Annotated in this window: 2 protein-coding genes; both read right to left on the bottom strand. The window is 49.7% G+C overall.

All coding sequences use genetic code 11. The features are described from left to right. Window positions 1-808: ATPase, T2SS/T4P/T4SS family (locus MM817_RS16280; protein WP_241717087.1), on the bottom strand; the 808-nt coding region annotated here is incomplete at its 3' end. A 2-nt stretch (window positions 809-810) separates the two neighbouring features. Beyond that, window positions 811-1,424: SAF domain-containing protein (locus tag MM817_RS16285; RefSeq protein ID WP_241717089.1), on the bottom strand; the 614-nt coding region annotated here is incomplete at its 5' end.

The raw sequence follows: 1,424 nt of genomic DNA on the forward strand, positions 1-1,424 counted from the left end.
TGCGCTCCATCGTGATCGCTCCGATTCCCTGAGCATTGCCCATGCGATCCGTGAGACGAATCCACCAGTTCGAGAGCGGGACCATTTCTCCCATTTCTTCAATCGCACAATTGATGTATCCATCCATATATTCGGTGAGTGCATTGAGCAACGTGGTTTTCCCTGAACCGACACCGCCTGCAATCACAAAGGAATCACCCACAATCGCCATCCCTTTCACCAGATCAGCTAATTCTTGATTCATCATGCCAAGGCGTATCAACTGCTCCATGCGAAAGGGCATGATCGGTTTACGAATGGTGGCCATCGTCGCCGTTTCGATCCGGTGATCGTCGCCTACCACGCTATACCCTGTGTTCTGACCTCCGATGACGTTCAAACGGTACCCTTCGGGTAACATGGCATCGGTGACAGGATCCGCAAGGCTGTACGAAAACGGTGTTTTTTCTAACTTTCTTTTCACAAATTCCACTAAGCGATCATCAGTTGCAAACCTCGATTCCGTGGACTCATAGAGTCTCCCTTCCTTGCGCAAGACGGTACGATCACCCATCACGTGAATGTCGGTCACGAGTGGATCATCGATCGCTGATTGAATTGCATCGTAGCTATACCAAGCATTGAGCAAGCTAGAAATGACCGCTTCTCGTTGTGAAACAGGCACAAAGGTGGCAGGTTCCGTCGCTTGGGTCAATAAAAACGTGTACAGTTCACTACGAGCATGAGCACTTTTCCCATAGACGGGGTGATGCAACACCGCTTGGTACAGTTTTTCTTGATACGTCTGCAAGGTGTCCAAGGTATCCATGATCAAGCCCCCTTTGGATGGCGTGTAGAATCGACGGTCACGTGTGCTAGGGGTCGTGTTGCTGTCGGTTGTCCAATCGTCATGCTTTGCGTATCGCTCGCAAGGGTAAATGTCCCTGTTTGCGGGATCATTTCAACGCTGACGTTGTTCGCTACTACGCCACTCATGATCGTTTCATACTGTGAAGTCGGTACAAACAAAAGAAGAGTCGGAGAATTACCGCGGATCACGCCAAGCACTTCAATGGGCCCGATTGTTTGAAATCCGCCGCTCCCATGTTGTGATGGAACAACCAGTGCAATCTTTGTTCCTGGTGTGACGAGTCCCGCTTCTGGACTGTTACTGCTCAAACTCACCATGACGCCTTGTTGATGTGTTTTGTCCGTATACTCCGTTAAGAACTGAGAATAACTGTTGGATGTACTCGTATCCCCTGCGGTCACTGGATACCCTTTGGGGATGGGAAACGTCAAATACGTTCCAACGACCTGATTCATGTTCGTGGCTAATCCCGAAATCCCCATGCTGTCTGGTACAGTGACGGTATGCACATCTTGTGCTGTGACCGTTTCATAAGGTGCCAGATACTTCGACGTCACGACGATCGTTTCGGTAT

It is taken from the genome of Sulfoacidibacillus ferrooxidans (assembly GCF_022606465.1).
GTDB classification, from domain to species: Bacteria; Bacillota; Bacilli; order Alicyclobacillales; family SLC66; genus Sulfoacidibacillus; species Sulfoacidibacillus ferrooxidans.